The organism is Parasphingorhabdus sp. (genome assembly GCF_039982415.1).
In the GTDB taxonomy this organism is placed as follows: Bacteria; Pseudomonadota; Alphaproteobacteria; order Sphingomonadales; family Sphingomonadaceae; genus Parasphingorhabdus.
Window position 1 is genome coordinate 238139 of sequence record NZ_JBDWYL010000002.1, and the last position, 13895, is coordinate 252033.

Consider the following 13895-nt stretch of genomic DNA (forward strand, 5'->3'; position numbering starts at 1 on the left):
CTGGGTATGGAATTATACCCAACATTTCCGATCAAACGGAGCCGCAATGACTTCGAGGGCAAATCCAGCTGCTGAAGTTTTTGACCAGCGCGATAATGTGCAATGGTCCGACGATTTTGGCTGCCGCTTCCTTGTCAGCGTTGATACGGAAGAGGAATTTGATTGGAATGGGCCATTTGAAAGAGATGGTCACACCAATGTTTCAGTGAGCAAATTAGAGCGCTTCCAGGCATTTGTGGAAAAATATGAAATCGATCCGGTCTATTTTGTCGATTATTCCATCATTGAACATCCGGAGGCAGCGGCCTTTTTGAAATTGGTAGCGACGGAAAAACGCGCCTCAATTGGCGTGCATTTGCACCCTTGGATCAATCCGCCCTTTGAAGAAGAGACCAATAATTACAACAGTTATGCGGGGAATCTTCCGAAAGAATTGGAAGAACAAAAAATACTCGCATTGCGCGAAGCCATTTCCGAAAAAATTGGTGAGACGCCCATAATCTATCGCGCCGGACGGTATGGGGTTGGACCGAATAGTATAGATATCCTCGCAAAACATGGGTTTTTAATTGATAGCAGTGTGCGTTCTCGGTTTGATTATCGAGCACAATCGGGGCCTGACTTTGCGCATATTGGACCGAAACCGTTTTGGTTGGACGCAGAGAAAAGTCTGTTCGAACTTCCGCTAACCACGGTTTTTTCCGGGCCGTTCAGACAGCAAGCTGATTTTCTTTCGCCCTTGTTTAACCGTTCGAAAATGGCTGAAACCTTATTATCCAAGTCGAAAATGTTTGAGCGTATTCCTCTGACTCCGGAGGGTGTCACAGCGCGTGAAGCAAAAGAGGCAATTGATGTCGCGCTGGATGATCAATTGCAATTGCTGGTATTTTCCTTTCATTCCCCATCGCTTTCAGCCGGACACACGCCTTATGTGCAGAGCAGTGCGGATCTAGACAAATTTTACGACTGGTGGCGCTTGGTCATTGACCATTTGATTGATCGCGGCGTTTCGCCGATTAGCATTACGCAATTGCTTGCCGCTTCTGGTCTGGATCCGGAAAAAAGCTGATATTCCTGTCTCGGGTTTAAACAGTGTGGAATTAATTATTTTAGCCGCTTGCCAAATTGGTCGCCGATCCGCTATCGGAGCGAGCCTTGAACAGCGGCAATTCATTGAAGCGCCGTTATTCTGGGGCCTGTAGCTCAGTTGGTTAGAGCTGGCCGCTCATAACGGCTAGGTCGGGGGTTCGAGTCCCTCCGGGCCCACCAACCTTTGTTCCAATGGGACTAGGCTTGTCCTTTTCAACTAAGGTTGAGAATAGACGTAAAAACTCTTTGCTTTTCCCTAAATCACGGCTAGGGGAAGCGCGCGTCGGGGAGTGGCGCAGGCTGGTAGCGCACCTGGTTTGGGACCAGGGGGTCGCAGGTTCGAATCCTGTCTCCCCGACCATTTTTCGAAATGGTTATTATTCGGACTGAAAAAGTGCAGAACCGCATAGGATGAAGTCCTGTCCACAATCCATCTCGAGCGTTGGGTTTATTTGGCCTTGCCGGCCGTCAGTTCTTTCTCAATCCGGTGTAGCATCGCGGCGCTTTGCATAGATGCGGAGACATCCGACGGTGAATTATACAAGGAGCTGAGCAAGACCAGATCCATTTCGCTTGCTGACGCAGGGATATTTTCATCCGATCCCTTTTGATCGAAGAGGGAAAGGATGGAATAACGGGGTGCTTTCCGGGTTTTGCTGTTCCTCGTATCAATATAGGACCGCATAGCAGCATAGTCAGCGATCTGAACGGTTGTCAGATTGATCAATGCGTCCCTTTCCATTAACAAAAAAGAATGGGTCATGGCTTGTTTGGTTGTCCGTTTGATGTTCGATTTAACGTTGGATTGCATTGTGGCCACTTCAGTCTTGTCAATCTCATCCGACGGCAAAATATCTGTTTCGTCGGAATTCTGGAGCGCTCCACTTTCCGCTGAACCGGTTTGAATGCGTTTCCAAGCATAAGTTGGTCCCCCGCTTCTAGCGATTTGGTCGCGTTGATGAGGGGCGATACCTCCAAAGAGTCGGGATTTCTTTTTGCGTATCAAATTTATCGCTTCATTGCCATCAGCCACGACAATCACGAAGATATTGGGTGTACATTTTTCTCTCGCAACCTGCATGTCGGCCGCCAACGCAATCCCGCGCATCCGTTTTTCAACTTGCTGCTTGTTGCTTGCTGATAATCCAACCACCTTGGGACAAACGGCGTTTGAAAAGCGGGCATATTGGCCTTCATATCGACCACCTTTGGGGGTAGCGATGGTTGCTTGAACAAACTCTGCAATGGCGTCCTTCGTTGTTATTTTACCGGTGACGATAATATCTTGATCTTGTGCACGCGGTTCGGTGAATGTTGCGTGGGAAGAGGAGGGAAAGAAAGCCAATCCCGAAACGGTCAAGGCGAGGGCGGTGAGGGTTTTCTGCTTCATTTCCATGAGATGCTCCTTATTTGGAAAGAAGCTCGCACAATGCAGCTGCAGTGTAAAGCCAGTCGAGTCATCAAACCGGCATCATTATGGCAGTGCCGTGAATTGGGTTTGATCCTTATGCGATGCCCCAGATATCTTACGCATATCACATTCTATAATGAATTTACGCGAAGATACATCTATTTTGGATATAAATGGGTTTGAGGTCGCGTTTTGGAGACCAACGATGCCGACAAATTTGATCATAGGCTATGCAATGATTGCCGCTATCGCGGTCATTTGCGTTGTCGGTGTTATGATCTTTCGCAAGGAACGCAAAGCCAGACGGCGCAGGGATCGTTAGGCTACGGCCAATTATGCGACTTGACCGCGGGACTAGTAGGCGTGCGCAACAGCCCTTTTGCGGTCCAGCCGCTCCATCATATTTTTGATTACCGCAGGATGAAAAGTATAATCAATCTGACAGCCATATTCGTCGTGCTTTTTCCACAAAAGACTGGCGGTTAGTACGTTCATGCTGGGTATTTTCAGCGTGAGGCCCATTTCAGGATTAAGCTGAGCGGCACATTCAATTTTGATGATTGTGTCGGAAATTGTTGTCACAATACAAGGGATATTGGATGAATTGCTTTGCTTCACCTGTGCGTCAATATGCAATGAATCACCGTAAATCATCTGGTATTCTCCCCGTTTTGCGCTTCCAATTCGCTGCATAATTGGTTTCTGAAAAATGGCCGATTTAGTCAAAATAGAGGAGCTGGGCTAAAGTCAGATAGCGAGATATGGTTAATCGAGAGGACGAAGTTTTAACCATGAGCACAGAAGAGCATTGGCCTTAAGAACCGTTATTCCGCCGGATCGGTCTCTTCCTCTTGGGCCGTGTCAATCCCATAGCCCGCAGAAATCAGATCATCTTCAATTTCCGTTTCCAAGACGTTGACAGCTTCTGCTGCCGCTTCCTCGAGTGATTTGGCATCACCTTCTATTTGCTTTTCAATTTCCGCCGCTGCCGCATCATCCTGTTCTTCTATGGGTGTCTCAGAACATCCAAGCAAAAGCAGGAAACTCAGAAGGAAAGTGCGCTTATCAGTCATTATTCTTTGGGCGGCAATGTGAAGTCGATTTCGCTATTGGCAATGATCGATAAAACGGTGGTCCAAGCCGCAACATTTTGACGCAATTGTTTCGGATCAATCTTGTCCAAAGTATCATCCGGTGTGTGATGCAAGTCAAAATAGCGCGTACCATCTTGCTGGAGATCGATAATCGCGAGATTCTGTGCCCCGATAATTGGTCTCACATCCGCACCGCCGCCGGCTACAATCGATGGATTATGGCCTATACCAAGTGGGCCAAGGCTGGAAATAATCTTGTCTTGCGTTTCCTTTGCGGACTCCGGTAAGTTAAACTCCACTCGCCAGACGCGATCCGCCCCAAAATCTGATTCCATCGCCAATGCATGGGGTGTGTCTTTGTGGACAACCGCATAGTCCTTGCCGCCCCATACGCCGACTTCTTCAGCACCGGCCCAAAGCAAGCGTATTGTGCGCTTGGGCTTGATTTCGCTTTCCATGATCAGCTTTGCAGCCGCCGTGATAATGCCGCAACCAGCACCATCATCAATGGCGCCTGTGCCGAGATCCCAACTGTCGAGGTGACAGGCGATTAGCACCATCGAAAGAGATGGATCAGTACCAGCGACTTCGGCGATAACATTACCTGATTCCTGCTGTCCGATATTCTGCGGTGTAAGGACGAGCTTCATTTTGACCGGCTCTTCTGAACGCTCGATCATGCGCCGCAAATTCTCGGCATCAGGGATCGACAATGCAGCGGCAGGAATAGGCGCTACGCGATCTGAGAAATTGGTGTTGCCAGTATGCGGATTGCGACGATAATCAGTGCCGACAGATCGAATAACCATAGCGGATGCGCCTTTTTGCGCTGCAATATTGGGTCCGAAAAACCGCACGGCTCCGAACGCGCCGTAGCTGGATCCATCCTGGCTTCGGCGCATTTGATGGCTGACAAAGGCTATTTTACCATTGAGGCTGCCGTCAGGGACAGCAGCCAATGCGGCTACTGTGGGAAAGAAAACCACTTCCGCTTCTAGACCATTTGCACCTGTGCTGCCTGAATTGCCTAGCGCTGTTATGGCCAACTTCTGCGGAAAAGGTGCTATAATTTCAGCCGTTTCCTCGCCACGCACCCAAGTCGGCATCATGAATTGTTCGATCCGGACCTTTCCAAAGCCCAGATCGGTAAGCTTGTTCACAGCCCATTGGCGGGCCCTTGTTTCGGCTTCTGTTCCGCCCTGACGCGGACCGATTTCCGTCGTCAACCCTTCGGTAATTTCAAATGCGAGATTATCCTCTAAAGCCTTGGCTTGGATCTCCCTAACATCTTGTGTTTCCGCGAAAGCACTTGTTGAAAATATCAGGGTTGAAATTGCGGTTCCGAGGAGCGCGCTTGGGAAATTAGCTTTGGTCATGAAGCCCTGCCTAACTTGCCTTTTGCAGTTTGCCAATGCTCTCTTGCGAGTTCGCGTTCATTTCGCTAGGCGATGCGCAATTCTAATCCCATTGAAATCAAAGGATACCGCCAGATGGCCGTCCAATATAGCTATGTAATGAAAGGTCTCACCAAGACCTTCCCCGGTGCCGCTAAGCCCGTACTTGATAATATCCACCTCCAGTTTCTGCCTGGAACGAAAATTGCCATCATTGGTAAAAATGGTGCCGGTAAATCGACATTGATGAAAATCATGGCTGGTCAGGATGAAGAATATCAAGGCGAAGCTTGGGCAGGTGAAGGCATTCGTGTGGGATATCTGGCGCAGGAACCAGAACTGGATGATAGCAAAACCGTCAAAGAAAATGTCATGGATGGCGTACGCCCGGTCGCAGATCTAGTGGAACGGTTCAACGAAATTTCCACGATCATGGGAGATCCACCTGAAGATGCCGATTTTGATGCTTTGATGGAAGAAATGGGGGCATTGCAGGAAAAAATTGACGCAGTGGATGGCTGGACATTGGACAATCAGCTGGAAATTGCCATGGAAGCTTTGCGTTGTCCGCCAGGAGACAGCCCCGTAACTGATCTTTCCGGTGGTGAAAAACGCAGGGTCGCTCTGTGTCGGTTGCTTCTCGACAAACCCGAAATTCTTATGCTCGATGAGCCAACAAACCATCTCGATGCGGAAAGCGTTGCCTGGCTCGAAAAGCATTTGATCGACTATCCCGGCAATGTCATATTGGTGACCCACGATCGCTATTTCTTGGATAATGTCGTGAATTGGGTGCTTGAGATTGATCGTGGTCGCGGGATTCCGTTTGAAGGAAATTATTCCAATTGGTTGGACGCTAAAGCCAAGCGGATGGAGCAAGAAGAGCGCGAAGACAAAAGCCGTCAAAAAGCGATTGAAAGCGAATTGCAATGGATGCGCCAATCTCCCAAAGCGCGCCAAACCAAATCAAAAGCCCGGATCAAGTCTTTTGATGATCTGGTTGCGGCGCAAGAAACCCGGCAAGTGGGAAAAGCGCAAATTCTTATCCAGACTCCTGAACGTTTGGGATCTAAAGTTATCGAAGCCAAGGGGCTCACCAAGGCTTATGGCGATAAGCTCTTGTTTGAGAACCTCGAATTTTCATTACCACCCGGCGGAATTGTCGGCATAATCGGCGCGAATGGTGCGGGTAAAACCACTCTCTTTCGAATCATAACCGGGCAGGAGACCCCCGACAGCGGATCGCTGGAACTCGGCGATACCGTGCAATTGGGCTATGTTGATCAAAGCCGGGATACGTTGGATGCATCCAAGAATATCTGGGAAGAAATTTCCGGTGGCCATGATTTCTTCACCTTTGGGAAAAATGAGGTGCAAACACGGGCTTATGTGGGGGCATTTAATTTTAAAGGTACGGACCAGCAAAAGAAGGTCGGGCAATTGTCAGGCGGTGAACGCAACCGTGTACATCTCGCTAAAATGCTGAAAGAGGGGGGCAATGTCTTGCTGCTCGATGAGCCGACAAATGACCTTGATGTTGAAACATTGCGCGCGCTGGAAGATGCTTTGGAAACTTTCGCCGGATGCGCCGTGGTTATTTCGCATGACCGCTTCTTCCTCGATCGCTTGGCAACGCATATTCTGGCTTTTGAAGGCGACAGCCATGTGGAATGGTTTGAGGGCAATTTTGAAAGCTATGAAGAAGATAAGCGCCGCCGTTTGGGTGATGCTGCTGATCGCCCGACACGGGTCGCTTACAAGAAACTAACCCGTTAATCAGCGTCTTTACATGGCCAAAGCATAGGATTGAACATAATGAAAATGACACCAGCAAATATTGCTCTTTTTGTCGGCGCAATAATAATTGGCCTTATTCTCGGCCTGCAATTTTCTGGTTTTGCCTGGCTGATTGTTCCGTTGATTATTTTTGTTGCCGTTATATTGCTGCGTAACAAATCAGGTGAAAAAGCGGATGCTGGAGAAACGGCGGAAGCAATGAAAATGATACCCACAAATGGCAAGGCTCGCATATATGTCATGCGCAAAGGCTTTGTCGGCGGACAGCAAGGCATGAATATCACCATAAATGGTGATCTAAACAGCCAAATCAGAAGTAAATATTTTTTGATGGCGGAAGTCGACGCGGGTGATCATGAAGTAACCGCACAAATGTCGAGCGGAAGCAAATCTGCTGCCGTTACGCATGCGCTTACGCTGGCCGAAAATGAAACCGTCCTGTTGGATATGAAAATTAACATGGGCGCATTGCAGGGTAAGCCAGACTTTACCGAAATCCGGGATGCGCGCGAAGCCAATGGCATGTTGACTGGATTGACATTGATAAAGTGGAAGTAGGTGTCGGTTGAACGCCTAAGTTTAGTTTTGGCATCAAATCGGCTGTTTCCGTGCGCCTGTTAATGCCGATATTCCTATTATTGCCAAAAAGGCTGCCACAAATCCGGGTATTATCTCATAAATACCGGGACCGCCCATAAAGCTGCTATTCCACCCCAAAGCGATCCACAGGATGACCACCGCTGCACCGGTCACCAATCCGGCAAGCGCGCCGGATGCGGTCATCGGTTTCCAAGTCAAAGCGAGCAAGATGAGCGGGCCAAATGCAGCGCCAAATCCCGCCCAAGCATTGCTCACCAGGCCAAGGACCTGGCTATCAGGATTTCCGGCCAGTCCCAGAGCGCATAATGCAACCAGCCCAACGAACAACCTGCCGATGTTCACGGCTTCGCGTTCGCTTGCCTGTTTGCGCAGGAAGAGGCGATAGAAATCTTCGGTGAGTGAGCTGGATGACACCAGAAGCTGCGAACTGATTGTGCTCATTATTGCTGCCAATAGGGCCGCCAACAGAAAACCAGTGATAAGCGGATGAAACAGGACCTGTGCAAGAAGAATGAAGATTGTCTCGGGATCATCGAGGGTTACACCATTTTTCTCTACATAGGCGCGCCCCAATATGCCTATACCAATGGCACCCAGCAGGGCTATTCCCATCCAAGTCATCGCAATATTGCGCGCGACCGGGACGTCTGAAACAGATCGGATGGCCATGAACCGCACGATAATATGGGGTTGCCCAAAATATCCCAGCCCCCAGGTTACGGCTGAAAGAAATCCGATAAACGTGAGGCCGTTGGTAAGGCTCAGATAGCCTGGTTCTGCCGCATCAATTTGAGTAAGGGCCGAAACTGTACTCCAATCATCGGCGACAATCACTAACGGCATCAGGATCAATGCAATCACCATGATGCATCCTTGGACAAAGTCCGTCAGGCTAACGGCAAGAAAACCGCCAAACATTGTATAGGCAAGAACAATACCTGCTGTCAGCCAAATGCCTAGCATATAGTCGCTAATCCCGATGTCACCGAATAATCCGGCAAAGCTGGTTTCAAATAATTTTCCTCCGCCAACTAGGCCAGCAGCGGTATAAACGGCAAAAAACAAGACAATGACGATTGCGGAAACAAGGCGCAGAGCTAAGGCTTTATCAGGGAATCGATTGGCTAGAAATTCAGGAATTGTAAGGGCATTGCCCAGTTTCTCGGTTTGTTGCCGCAGGCGGGGGGCAACAATGATCCAATTGAACAAGGCGCCGATAAACAGCCCGATACCAATCCAGGCTTCAACCAACCCGGTCACATAAAGCGCGCCGGGTAATCCCAGAAGGAGCCAACCGGACATATCCGACGCGCCAGCGGAAAGCGCCGCCACAGCCGGACTGAGCTGACGACCGCCCAATAGATAGCCTTCGCTATTATTGGTGGATTTGCGCCAAGCATAAATGCCAATCGCAAGCATCACGACGAAATAAAGCGTAAGCGCGGCTAAAGTACTGGTTTCCATCTGTATCTATCGCAGTCTTTTAACCAAAAGTTGATTCTTTTCATTGCGTTTCGTCTCAAAGTTAGGAACAGCTTCGAACATTTCCGAAAGCCGTGTAAATCCGTGATTGCGAACGTCAAAGCTGGAGCGATTGCCTGCAATTTTACCGACTTCGGATAGGCTGGCAAAGCCTTCCAGGTCCCGTTTGCTCGCTTGATAGGCATCAATCAGCAGCTTCAACAATTGCTCATCCACCTTGCCCGGACCATTAAATTCTTCTTCGGTATCAGATGGTTTTGATGCGGGCACATCCTCTCCGGAACGGGCGCGTTTGTCGGCTTTAATGAGCGCATCTACATCGATGAAGCGGCTGCAAGCCTGTTTGAAGCCGTCGGGCGTTTTTGCGCTGCCAAATCCGTAAACCGGGATGCCTTCTTGGCGGATCCGCATCGCCAGCGGCATGAAGTCACTATCGCTGCTCATGATCCCGAATCCGCCAATATTACCACGAAACAAGAGATCCATTGCATCAATAGTCATTTTCATATCGGTGGCGTTTTTGCCTTTGGTGATATCAAATTGTTGCTGCGGTTCGATGCCATATCTGTGCAATATCTCAATCCAGCCTTTGAGGGATTGTTTACGCCAATTTCCATAAGCGCGTCTAATATTGACGGTGCCAAGTTCCGCGAGGGCGGTCAAAACAGGGTCCAAGCCGACATGACTAGCATTATCTGCATCGATGAGCAGGGCGACATTATCATTATGTAATTGCGTCATGAAGAGGGTGATGAACTTGAGAGGATCAAGCTTCAAGCAGAAAATAAAAGCAAGGGTGCAATCGCGGGAAATGGGCGCTTAAAATGCGGCGGACACGGTTTGATCTTAGTCTTGTAGATATTGGTTCGCACGCTGTCAGGGAACCAACCATTTTTTATCCCACAATTTCTGGTTTGCATCCCAAGAGAATAGGGCCCGCCGATGCCCTGTATGCGCGAGATAGAGCCATTCAATATGTTCTACCTCAATCAACATTATCGCGAAATTCTCGCGTGCCGGTATGACGTCATCGATATCCGGCTTTCGGCCCTCCATGTCTGGATCAAGCCCGGATGTCGGATGATCCACCTCCGTTCCAGGAGCCGGGTCAGCGAGATAGCACCGTTTTCCGTATAAGCTCGCTTCTTGCCAGGCTGCTTCACAATCCTCGGTATCAGTTTCAATTCGGGCTGTGCCTTTCAGACGCAACTGGACTTTCGCGTCGCTGTGATAAGCTAAAATGGAAGCCAGATTCTGTTGAGCTACTTCTGATGTTTTTAGCGCGCGACTATCAGTATGAAAGCGCAGTGCTCGACTATTTTTATTGGTGTCCCGCAAGACCATGATGCGCTGGCTCGGCCCGCCATCTTGAGAAATTGTGGCCACCGCCAATGTGTGCATCGGTGATTTTCGATTGTTGGCCGCATCAAATAACAGTTTCCAAGATTCCTCAAAAGATGCTGATAGATCATCAAGAAATAGATGTTTTTCTTCCGTATTCATTCGATCGCTTCGAATTTTCCACTGGCCTCATCGAGAGTAAATAATGCAGCCTCTCCGATAGCATACCACGCCCCATGTAACTTGATCTCTCCGTGCTTTTCCCGTTCTGCAATATACGGAAAACTGCGCAGATTTTCCAAACTGACCTTGATAGCGGCCAGTTCCAGTTCGCGTTGCGGATCGGCAAAATTGGCATCGATAACCATGTCGCGTGCATCATCGATGATCGACATCCATTCATCGACAAAGTTGTTATGACCCGTTGTGCTTAATGAAGCCCCCTTCAACGCCGCTCCAATCCCTCCACATTGTCCATGTCCCAGCACTACTATATGCTCCACATTTAGGCCGGTCACACCAAATTCAATCGCGGCGGAGGCGCCATGCAGGCCGCCTGTTTCATCAAACGGAGGAACGAGGTTGGCAACATTGCGAAGCGTAAATATTTCGCCTGGTCCGGTGTCAAAAATAGTGGCCGGATCAACACGGCTGTCGCAGCAGGAGATCACCATGAATGGCGGCGCTTGCCCTTCTTTTGCCAAAGTCTCGAAGTGGGCTTTTTGTTTAGGATAATCATCGGTTCGAAACCGTTTATATCCGTCAATAAGTGCACCAAAATCTTGCATTAGAAGCGTTTCCCTCGGATGACCTCGACGTTCGCGATGGTCAATAATAAACTGTGACTATCCAGTAATGGCGCCAGCGCATTCGTCAACTGGTTGGCTTAGTCTGCGTTGTACTGTTGTAATCATAGTTTACCCCAGAAACTTCGCGATTGCGGCAAATCCATCATTGCCGGCGATGAAACCAATGATGAAGGCGCCAAGCAACAAAATCACCGAACATTGGACAGTATTTCGTGCATTAAACACGACCTGCTATCGCTGATGCCATACTCATCCACTTTCAACCTTTGGTAAAAGCCTCGGAAATAGAAAGATTGGACCGAATACAGGCCGCAAAGAAACCAAGAATGAAAAAATAACTGGAGAGGTCAGCGTGTCGACTATCATCGATGCTGACTATCAAATATAGTTGCCCTGGGATCAACAGCCTGATCGTGGTTGGCAAGCAGCCCTCTCGTCGCTATCTAACAGGAATGAACGAGATCACTAAAATACCGGCGCCTTCGGGCAAGCCTGTTCGCCAACGCAAACCAGACTGGATTCGAGTCAAAGCGCCAATGGGCAAAGGCTTTGAAGAAACGCGGAAATTGATGCGCGAGCACAAGTTGAACACGGTCTGTGAAGAAGCTGCTTGTCCGAATATTGGCGAATGCTGGACCAAGAAACACGCAACCGTGATGATTTTGGGAGATGTCTGCACTCGGGCATGCGCCTTTTGTAACGTCAAAACCGGAATGCCAATGGCGGTTGATCCGTTAGAACCCCAGCACACTGCGGATGCAGCGGCAAAATTGGGGTTGGAGCATATTGTGATCACTTCGGTTGACCGGGATGATTTACCAGATGGTGGGGCCAGTCAATTTGTAAAAGTCATCGAAGCTTTGCGCCGCACGACACCCGGTACCACGATTGAAATTTTAACTCCCGACTTTCGGAATAAGGCGGATCAGGCGGTTGAGACAATTGTTGAAGCTCGACCCGACGTTTATAACCATAATCTCGAAACTGTTCCGCGGCTTTATCCAAATATTCGCCCCGGCGCGCGCTATTACGCATCATTGCGTCTGTTGGAGCAAGTGAAGCGTCTGGATCCCTCCATCTTCACTAAATCCGGTATAATGTTGGGGCTAAGTGAACAAAGGCTCGAAGTTCATCAGGTGATGGATGATATGCGATCAGCCGACATCGACTTTCTGACCATGGGGCAATATCTGCAACCCACACCAAAACATGTCAAAGTTGATGAATTTATTAATCCGCAGGCCTTTGATGCCTATGCTTCCATCGCGCGGGCCAAGGGCTTTCTATTGGTTGCCTCTAGTCCGCTAACGCGTTCCAGCTATCATGCCGGCGATGATTTCGCGAAGATGCGGCAAGCGCGTGAGGAAAAACTGGCTCGTGCCGGCGCATAGAGAAACAAGAGAATTACCGCATAGCGCCGCGCAAATGTACGCGCTGGTTGCCGATGTTGGGCGCTATGCGGAATTTCTGCCTTGGGTGGTTGGTACCCGAATTCGATCGGATAGCGATACGGAGATGGTGGCTGATGTGATTGTCGGATTCAAAGGCCTGCGCGAGCAATTTACTTCTCGGGTGGTCAAAAATGCTGAGAAGAAGACGATTGAAGTCGACTATCTCGATGGTCCTTTAAAGAAATTACACAATGAATGGACGTTCCGGGATCGGGAAGGGGGCGGCAGCTACGTTGATTTTTATGTTGATTTTACTTTCAAAAACAGAATGTTCGAAAAAATGGCCGGGCAAATGTTTGCTAAAGCCTTGCACAAAATGACTAGCGCTTTTGTGGATCGGGCTAAGGAAATTTATGGCAGCAACTATTCAGACCTATCCGGCAGCAATAGCTCGAGCGCAACAAGCGCCGCTTGAAGTCTGATATCGGCTCTGCTTTTTTCATTCCCGAAATTGTGCCGATCGGCTACGACATCATCGATGCTTTTTCCTTTTTCAGCTTTGGCAAAGACTACCGTTCCAACCGGCTTTTTCACTGTACCTCCGCCCGGGCCAGCGACGCCGGTAATGGCCACAGACACGTCACATCCTGATTTCTCAAGTGCGCCGCGAGCCATGCCCCATGCGACGGCGATAGATACAGCGCCAAATGTTTCCAGCATATCGTCGCTAACATCGAGCATTTTTTGCTTCGCGCTATTGGAATAGGTATTGTAACCGCATTCGAAAACATCACTGCTTCCAGCAATTTCGGTCAATGCGGCAGCGACCAATCCGCCGGTACAACTTTCCGCGACAGTGACACGGCGTCCAGCGGCACGATTGGCGTCAATGACCTTTTCCGCCAAATTGACGAGCTGTTCGGGCAGGAGATTTTGCATGCGGGCCCGCTAGCCTATTCCGAGGGTGTTTTGCAAATGTTGAAAGGTGATTTGTCACTGGAATTTTCCTCGTCCTTGCCACCCAGTTGGGCCAACATCACGGTAAGGCTAGCCAAATTCACGGTCGGTAAAGGTTCGAGCAAGCGATAAACTTTATTTATTGTTGGGCAGTCGCTGGTTTTGATTTCCTGTGAAAGAAATGCCGGCACCATGGCATCGACAAATGGACGAAAGGCATCCATGTCCATTTCAGCAGGCAATCGATCTCCAATCATCGATCGAATAGCGACACTGGCCTTGGGCCAAGCTTTTTCAGAATCGGTTTGATATTTTTCCAATTGCGGCGAATCCAATTGTAAGATGGCCGCGTCTGCAGGTAGATTGTTGGCGCATTGTTTTCTCACCGCATCAAGTGCACCAGGCAAAACATAGGTGATAAAGGACTGCGCGGTCTCCGGCGAAATACATTTTTGGTTCTGTTGTGCTTGTGCCGCGGTCGCATTCAACATCACAAAAATGGCTGAAACATAGGTTATTTTTTTACGCAT

General features: G+C 49.1%; 15 protein-coding genes and 2 tRNA genes. 7 read left to right on the top strand and 10 right to left on the bottom strand.

The annotated features are described in order from the left end of the window. The first annotated feature begins 46 nt into the window (after positions 1-46). The 3 genes from ABJU74_RS03795 (at position 47) to ABJU74_RS03805 (ending at position 1450) form a co-directional block, all read left to right on the top strand. On the top strand, positions 47-1069 hold the full coding sequence (locus ABJU74_RS03795; RefSeq protein WP_348382787.1) for a polysaccharide deacetylase family protein: 1023 nt from the start codon (positions 47-49) through the stop codon (positions 1067-1069). Positions 1070-1192: 123 nt separating this feature from the next. After that, positions 1193-1269: transfer RNA gene (locus tag ABJU74_RS03800), tRNA-Ile, on the top strand. Between the two features lie 104 nt (positions 1270-1373). Continuing rightward, positions 1374-1450, top strand: a tRNA-Pro gene (locus tag ABJU74_RS03805). 87 nt (positions 1451-1537) lie between these two features. Here the strand turns inward: ABJU74_RS03805 and ABJU74_RS03810 are convergent. From ABJU74_RS03810 to ABJU74_RS03825, 4 genes are all read right to left on the bottom strand, one after another. Beyond that, the gene (locus ABJU74_RS03810; protein WP_348382788.1) at positions 1538-2479 is read right to left on the bottom strand and encodes a hypothetical protein; all 942 of its coding nucleotides are present in this window, start codon (positions 2477-2479) and stop codon (positions 1538-1540) included. Positions 2480-2854: 375 nt separating this feature from the next. Beyond that, positions 2855-3154, bottom strand: a complete 300-nt coding sequence (locus ABJU74_RS03815; protein ID WP_348382789.1) for a hypothetical protein — start codon at positions 3152-3154, stop codon at positions 2855-2857. Positions 3155-3324: 170 nt separating this feature from the next. Next, positions 3325-3573 (bottom strand): hypothetical protein, encoded by a 249-nt coding sequence (locus ABJU74_RS03820; protein WP_348382790.1) that lies wholly within the window; start codon positions 3571-3573, stop codon positions 3325-3327. After that, positions 3573-4970, bottom strand: a complete 1398-nt coding sequence (locus ABJU74_RS03825; RefSeq protein WP_348382791.1) for a M28 family peptidase — start codon at positions 4968-4970, stop codon at positions 3573-3575. The genes ABJU74_RS03820 and ABJU74_RS03825 overlap by 1 nt, the downstream gene beginning before the upstream one ends. Before the next feature lie 114 nt (positions 4971-5084). Between ABJU74_RS03825 and ettA the strand changes: the two genes are divergently transcribed. Next, on the top strand, positions 5085-6764 hold the full coding sequence (ettA, locus tag ABJU74_RS03830) for an energy-dependent translational throttle protein EttA (RefSeq protein WP_348382792.1): 1680 nt from the start codon (positions 5085-5087) through the stop codon (positions 6762-6764). 39 nt (positions 6765-6803) lie between these two features. After that, positions 6804-7343, top strand: a complete 540-nt coding sequence (locus ABJU74_RS03835) for a hypothetical protein (RefSeq protein WP_348382793.1) — start codon at positions 6804-6806, stop codon at positions 7341-7343. 33 nt (positions 7344-7376) lie between these two features. Here the strand turns inward: ABJU74_RS03835 and putP are convergent, their stop codons facing one another. The 4 genes from putP to ABJU74_RS03855 form a co-directional block, all read right to left on the bottom strand. Then, positions 7377-8849 (bottom strand): sodium/proline symporter PutP, encoded by a 1473-nt coding sequence (gene putP, locus ABJU74_RS03840; protein WP_348382794.1) that lies wholly within the window; start codon positions 8847-8849, stop codon positions 7377-7379. A gap of 6 nt (positions 8850-8855) precedes the next feature. Continuing rightward, positions 8856-9608: an NYN domain-containing protein gene (locus ABJU74_RS03845; protein WP_348382795.1), complete on the bottom strand. Its 753-nt coding sequence runs from the start codon at positions 9606-9608 to the stop codon at positions 8856-8858. 135 nt (positions 9609-9743) lie between these two features. Beyond that, complete coding sequence (locus ABJU74_RS03850; protein ID WP_348382796.1) at positions 9744-10370, bottom strand: pyridoxamine 5'-phosphate oxidase family protein; 627 nt, start codon at positions 10368-10370, stop codon at positions 9744-9746. After that, positions 10367-10996 carry a carbonic anhydrase gene (locus ABJU74_RS03855; protein ID WP_348382797.1) on the bottom strand — a complete coding sequence of 210 codons (630 nt, stop codon included), beginning with the start codon at positions 10994-10996 and terminating at the stop codon, positions 10367-10369. Before ABJU74_RS03855 ends, ABJU74_RS03850 begins: the two co-directional genes overlap by 4 nt. 473 nt (positions 10997-11469) lie before the next feature. Between ABJU74_RS03855 and lipA the strand changes: the two genes are divergently transcribed. Continuing rightward, positions 11470-12408: a lipoyl synthase gene (gene lipA / locus ABJU74_RS03860; RefSeq protein ID WP_348382798.1), complete on the top strand. Its 939-nt coding sequence runs from the start codon at positions 11470-11472 to the stop codon at positions 12406-12408. Continuing rightward, positions 12395-12883: a type II toxin-antitoxin system RatA family toxin gene (locus tag ABJU74_RS03865; protein ID WP_348382799.1), complete on the top strand. Its 489-nt coding sequence runs from the start codon at positions 12395-12397 to the stop codon at positions 12881-12883. Before lipA ends, ABJU74_RS03865 begins: the two co-directional genes overlap by 14 nt. On the opposite strand, the gene ABJU74_RS03870 is transcribed toward ABJU74_RS03865, so the two are convergent. Together ABJU74_RS03870 and ABJU74_RS03875 are read right to left on the bottom strand one after the other, a co-directional pair. Beyond that, positions 12832-13347 (bottom strand): CinA family protein, encoded by a 516-nt coding sequence (locus ABJU74_RS03870; protein WP_348382800.1) that lies wholly within the window; start codon positions 13345-13347, stop codon positions 12832-12834. The genes ABJU74_RS03865 and ABJU74_RS03870 overlap by 52 nt on opposite strands. Positions 13348-13361: 14 nt before the next feature. Next, positions 13362-13895, bottom strand: coding sequence for a hypothetical protein (locus ABJU74_RS03875; RefSeq protein ID WP_348382801.1), 534 nt, complete (start codon positions 13893-13895; stop codon positions 13362-13364).